Source organism: Aquabacterium sp. (assembly GCF_004297345.1).
GTDB lineage: Bacteria > Pseudomonadota > Gammaproteobacteria > Burkholderiales > Burkholderiaceae_C > Aquabacterium.
The window spans coordinates 1-5,536 of record NZ_SCTN01000221.1; the positions used below are offsets into that span (position 1 = coordinate 1).

General features: G+C 61.7%; 7 protein-coding genes. 2 read left to right on the plus strand and 5 right to left on the minus strand.

Features of this window, described 5'->3' with window-relative positions:
* Window positions 1–8 precede the first annotated feature (8 nt).
* Window positions 9–1,538 (minus strand): aldehyde dehydrogenase, encoded by a 1,530-nt coding sequence (locus tag EPO09_RS08000; RefSeq protein WP_290641927.1) that lies wholly within the window; start codon window positions 1,536–1,538, stop codon window positions 9–11.
* Between the two features lie 85 nt (window positions 1,539–1,623).
* Between EPO09_RS08000 and EPO09_RS08005 the strand changes: the two genes are divergently transcribed.
* Window positions 1,624–2,124 (plus strand): Rrf2 family transcriptional regulator, encoded by a 501-nt coding sequence (locus EPO09_RS08005; RefSeq protein ID WP_290641929.1) that lies wholly within the window; start codon window positions 1,624–1,626, stop codon window positions 2,122–2,124.
* Here the strand turns inward: EPO09_RS08005 and EPO09_RS08010 are convergent.
* Genes EPO09_RS08010 through ytfE form a run of 3 tightly spaced genes read right to left on the minus strand, consistent with a single transcriptional unit; the run spans window position 2,108 to window position 3,675 of the window.
* The gene (locus EPO09_RS08010) at window positions 2,108–2,392 is read right to left on the minus strand and encodes a hypothetical protein (RefSeq protein ID WP_290641930.1); all 285 of its coding nucleotides are present in this window, start codon (window positions 2,390–2,392) and stop codon (window positions 2,108–2,110) included. The two genes, EPO09_RS08005 and EPO09_RS08010, sit on opposite strands and share 17 nt — an antisense overlap.
* A gap of 7 nt (window positions 2,393–2,399) precedes the next feature.
* Window positions 2,400–2,996 carry a hypothetical protein gene (locus tag EPO09_RS08015; RefSeq protein WP_290641932.1) on the minus strand — a complete coding sequence of 199 codons (597 nt, stop codon included), beginning with the start codon at window positions 2,994–2,996 and terminating at the stop codon, window positions 2,400–2,402.
* 7 nt (window positions 2,997–3,003) lie between these two features.
* Window positions 3,004–3,675: an iron-sulfur cluster repair protein YtfE gene (ytfE, locus tag EPO09_RS08020; RefSeq protein WP_290641934.1), complete on the minus strand. Its 672-nt coding sequence runs from the start codon at window positions 3,673–3,675 to the stop codon at window positions 3,004–3,006.
* Window positions 3,676–3,889: 214 nt separating this feature from the next.
* Here ytfE and EPO09_RS08025 point away from each other — a divergent pair, with 214 nt between their 5' ends.
* Window positions 3,890–4,507, plus strand: coding sequence for a ParA family protein (locus EPO09_RS08025; RefSeq protein ID WP_290641936.1), 618 nt, complete (start codon window positions 3,890–3,892; stop codon window positions 4,505–4,507).
* Between the two features lie 19 nt (window positions 4,508–4,526).
* On the opposite strand, the gene EPO09_RS08030 is transcribed toward EPO09_RS08025, so the two are convergent.
* Window positions 4,527–5,536, minus strand: a 1,010-nt coding sequence (locus EPO09_RS08030; protein ID WP_290641939.1) for a GGDEF domain-containing protein, incomplete at its 5' end; no start/stop codon positions are given.

Sequence of the window (5,536 nt, forward strand, 5' to 3'; positions counted from 1 at the left end):
GCCCCAAGTCAAGCGCCGTTGATGCGGATCCAGGTGGTCTTCAACTCGGTGTACTTGTCCAGCGCATGCAGGGATTTGTCTCGCCCGTTGCCAGACTGCTTGAAGCCCCCGAAAGGCACGGTGATGTCGTCTTCGTCGTATTGATTGACGTGCACCGTGCCCGCCTTCAACGCACGCGCCACGCGATGGGCCCGGTCAATGTGCTGGCTCCACACACTGGCCTGCAGGCCATAGGGTGTGCCGTTGGCAAGCCGGATGGCCTCGGCCTCATCCTTGAAGCGGATCACACTGAGTACCGGGCCAAAGATTTCTTCCTGCGCAATCTTCATGCTGTTATCGACGCGGTCAAACACGGTGGGTTGCACGTAGAAGCCACCAGTGTCGGCCAGGGCTTGTGCGCCACCGGCGACACAACGCGCGCCTTGCTGCGTACCTACGTCGATATAGCCCAGCACGGATCGCAACTGGCCTTCATCAACCAAGGCCCCCATCACGGTGCTTGGATCCAACGGATCTGCCGGTTGGTAGGCAGATGACTGCGCCACGATGCGCGCCACCATCTCATCGGCGATCGATTCATGCACCAACAAACGCGAAGGTGCGTTGCAGGATTCGCCCTGATTGAAGAACAGCGAACCGGCTACCGTATCGGCGGCACGCTCAACGCTGTCGGTATCGTCAAACACGACGAAGGCCGACTTGCCGCCCAGCTCGTTGAACACGCGCTTGAGGTTGCTCTGGCCTGCGTACTCAAGCATCTTGCGGCCCACACGCGTGGAGCCCGTGAAGCCCAGCGCATCCACATCCATGTGCAAGGCGAGTGCCTCACCCGCCTCGTGGCCATAGCCTGGTACGACGTTGAACACACCTTCAGGCAGCCCAGCCTTGATGGCCAGCTCGGCCAGCTTCAAGGCCGTCAACGGCGATTTTTCAGAGGGCTTGAGCACCACGCTGTTGCCACAAGCCAGCGCCGGCCCCAGCTTCCAGGCAGCCATCAACATGGGGTAGTTCCAGGGCACGATGGCCCCGACCACGCCAATGGGCTCGCGCTGAATCAGGGCCAGGGCCGTGTGCGGCGTGGGCGCGATCTCGTCATAGATCTTGTCGATGGCTTCACCAAACCAGTTGATGCAACGCGCGGCCAGCGGCACGTCCACGCTCAGGCTGTACTGGATGGGCTTGCCCATGTCCAAAGTTTCGAGCAAGGCCAGTTCGTCCTTGTGCTGGATCATCAACTCGGCCAGGCGCTGCAGCACACGCTTGCGTTCGGCCGGCGGCTGTCGTGCCCAGCGCCCATCGTCAAAGGCCTGACGGGCCACGGACACGGCAGCATCCACATCGGCTCGCTCGCCACGAGCCACAACGCCCAGCAAGCGCCCATCGATGGGAGACAGGCAATCGAACGTGGCCCCACCAAGCGAAGACACCCGCTGACCATTGATGAACGCACGACCATCGATGCGATGCTCGGCAATCAAGGCCTCTGCGCGGTCTCGCCAGATACAGGCCTGAGGGCTGGTAGGGGCAAACGCGCTCATGATCGGTCTCCTGAATACGCAAAGGCTGTGCGTCGTTTTCATCCTGCCACATCTCGCGCTACCATGAGCACATGGTTGAATCAAGATGCGCCTGACCGTCTACACGGACTACACGCTGCGGGTGATGATGTTCCTGGCGATACGGCATCGCACGGGTGAGTTGTCTCGCATCGACGAGATCGCACAGGCCTACAACATCTCGCGCAGCCACCTGACCAAGATCGTGCATGAACTGGGTCACAGCGGGCTGGTGGACACGGTGCGCGGACGCCATGGAGGCATGCAACTGGCCCGCCCGCCCGAGCAGATCACAGTGGGCGAGATCGTGCGTCTGGCCGAGAAGGACTTCGCCGTGGTGGCCTGCCATGACCCTGACACCACCGACATCTGCACCATCCAGCCTGCCTGCAACCTGCAGCGGGCGCTGCGGCGCGCCATGGCCGCCTTCATGCGGGAGCTCGACGCGCTGACGCTGACTGAGGCCATCACGGCCCCAACGGCTGCGGCCAGCCTGCTGGGCCTGGCCACCGAGGTGCCTGTGTCCATGCCCATCAAAGGCAGCGGCCGGGTCAAGACACCCGGTTGACCGTCAAAGCGATGATCACGAGCCCGAGCGGGCCGTAAGCCATGAAGATGTTGATCGCCCACTGAAAGGTCGGGCTGGCATGACCCAGTTCCAGAAAGCGGTGCGCCACGATCTGGGCCTTGATCCAAACCAACGCGGCCACGATCAACGCAGACGCCGATACCCCGCTGCCCTGGTGCGTCAGCATCAGGCTGGCGGCAGACAGCAGGACCAGCGCCAGCCAGGCCAGCGCTGCGCCCTTGTTGTTCGATGCAAGCTTGTTGTTCATGGCGGCCTCACACGAAGGCATAGAAGAACGAGAAGATCATCAGCCACACGATGTCAGTGGCATGCCAGTAGATGGCCAACGCCTCGACGCTGCGTTGGTTGAAACGGTTCAGCCACACGCAGGTGGTCAACCACGTCATGCCCATGATCCCCCATGAGGCGTGGATCAGGTGGTTGAGCGTGAGGTAGTAGTAAACAGTGACGAAGACGTTGCCTGCCGCGCTCAGGTGGTGCGCGTTGTTGGACTGGATCTCCAGGTACTTGATGACCGGGTACAGGCAGGCACACAACAGCGCCGCCAGGATCCACCAACGCGCGGCGCGCTGCTTGTCTGCCCGCAAGGCATCCACCGTGCGCGACATGAAAAAGCCCGCGCTGACCATCACCAGTGTGATCGCCATGCCCGCCAGAGCCGACAGGCGCCCTGCGCCATCGCGAAACGCGGCAGGGTCCAGCACGCGGGCGCCAAAGTACACGGCAAACAGCACCGAGAACTCGAAGAACTCCAGGCAGATGCCGACCCACATGCCGGTATAGCCCAGGACGGGGCCGCGCTCCGCATGAGACGGCGGCGCTGGCAAGTGGAGGGCTGCGGCGATGGCCATGGCTACCTCACGCGGCGCTGCTGCGCGCCTGACTGAACAGCACGTTGTTTTCCAGGTGGATGTGCTGCATGAGGTCTTCCCTGAAGGCACGCAAACCCAGGTAGAGCGCCTGCCAGGTATTGCAAGCACCCGCTGGCGGCGTCATGTCATGCGTCAGCGCTTCAAGCTGGGCAAGGTTTTCACCATGGTGATCATGCTCTTCCTGCATCACCTGAATCGGCCCTTGCGACACCCCATATTGCCGATCCTTCAGCAGCGGGAACAGGATGCTTTCTTCCCGCTCCATGTGGTTGGCCAACTCGGCCCCCATCTCAGTCAGCAAGGACGTCAAACCAGCGGGACAGGCCGGATGGTCTCGATGCACCGCCTCCACCCTGCGAGCCAGGCGCGCCAGTTCAGGCAACTGCCCACGATGCCGCTCGTGGAAGTAAGACTGGATGTGGTCCACCAACTCCGGCATATCAGCCTCACCCCATTGGCGAGGAGCCTGCTGCGCCTGTGCCACGAGCTGGGTCAGACGTTCAGCGATCGGAGCAGGGTCCAGCCCCTTCTTGGCCGCGGCTTCTTGCAGGGTATGGGCCCCACCGCAGCAGAAGTCCAGCTTGTAGTCGTGGAACACGTCGGTCGCACCGGGGATCTCTCGGGCGATCTGTCCCAAAGATTGCTGGAGGAATGTCATGACAAGAACCTTTCAAATCAATAAGGTTCATCATTAATGAATGTTATTGATTTGTCCAGCAACGCCACACTGCCCCACGGGTTATCCTTCATCTTGACTGATGTGCATCAAAGTCATGCGAACCGGCAAAGCCAGAAGATCTGGAGACAAGCACTCAAGGCATGCCGGCAGAACTGCGCCACAATGGTCGTCTCTGCTGCCAACAGGAGACACCATGCCGGTGATCGTGGTCGCCAATCCCAAGGGCGGTGTGGGCAAGTCCACACTGTCGAGCAACATTGCGGGCTACTTCGCTCGCCAGGGGCATTCCGTGATGCTGGGTGACGTCGATCGCCAGCAATCCTCGCGGCTATGGCTCAAGTTGCGTCCAGGCAACCTGCCCCAGATCCTGAGCTGGGACATCAGCGAAGACCACATCGCGCGCCCGCCCAAAGGGACCACCCACATCGTGCTGGACACCCCTGCCGGTCTGCATGGCCCCGGGTTGGAGGCTGTGATGAAACTGGCTGACAAGGTCATCGTGCCACTGCAGGCCAGCGTGTTCGACATCTACGCCACGCAAGAATTCCTGGCCGAGCTAGGCAAGCGCAAGAAGAGCGACAAAGCTCAGCTTGGCGTGGTGGGCAACCGCATCAAGGACCACACCAAGGCCACCGAGCACCTCAAGGAATTCCTGCAGACGCTGGACATCCCCTTGCTGAGCCTGCTGCGGGATACGCAGAACTACGCGCATCTGGCTGCGCACGGCCTGAGCCTATGGGATGTACCTGCTACCAAGGTCGAGAAGGACCTGAGTCAATGGGCACCCGTGCTGGGCTGGCTGCAGCGATAGGTTGAATCTGCCATGCCAGTCACGGCGTGCCTGCCACCCGTAACTCGCGGCAAACAAAGCGGTGCCGTCCCGCAGATTTGGCCTCGTACAAAGCCCCATCGGCCGCATCGGTCAGACCCTGGGCCGTGGCAGGGCCATGTGGCAGACAATGTGAAACGCCCACGCTGACCGTCACGCTGGCGGTGGTCGGCGAATCCTCATGCACCATGCGAGCAGCGTCAACCTGCTCAATCACACGACGCGCCAGCTCGCATGCCCCTGTGGCATCTGTGTCCGGCAGCAGGATCACGAACTCTTCGCCACCATAGCGCGCCGCGACATCGCCAGGGCGGCGCACCACGCTGGCAATGGCCGCAGCCACCTCGGCCAGGCAACGATCACCTGCCGGATGGCCATAGCGGTCATTGAAGCGTTTGAAGTGATCCACGTCGATCATCAACAAGGCCAGCGATGCCCGATTGCGGCGCGCACGATCCCACTCCGCCCTCAAGGCCTCATCGAACACGCGCCTGTTGGCCAACCCGGTGAGCGCATCCTTGCGAGCCATGTCATCCAGCTCCGCGTTCAGGCGCTGCACCTCCTGACGCTCTTGCTGAAAGCGCATCGACTGCAGGAACATCATGCGGTCCTTGTCTTCGCGCACGGCCACAACGAACATGGCCACCGTCGCCGTCAGCAAGTAGTGCCCCAGAAACAGCAGGCCGTAGTGAATATCGGAGACCCAAGGCAAGGCCAGGAAAGGTAGGCCACCCAGCAGGCAACCACGAATGCCGGCACGTATCGGCAACTGCAGGGCCAGCATGCCGATCACCAGCACCATCAGGGTGATGTAGACCTGATTGATGGCCAGAACAGGGCTGTGGAGCATGAAGCCCGTGCCCACCTTCACCGCGGTAATCAGGCCAAACACCCACGGAATCCAACGATCGAATGACGGCCGCCAGCGTGCCCGGTGTGCGGCCATCAGCCCCGTCGTCAGCAAGCCGATGTCAATCCCTTCGGACTTCAGCAACAAAGCCAGATCAGCGC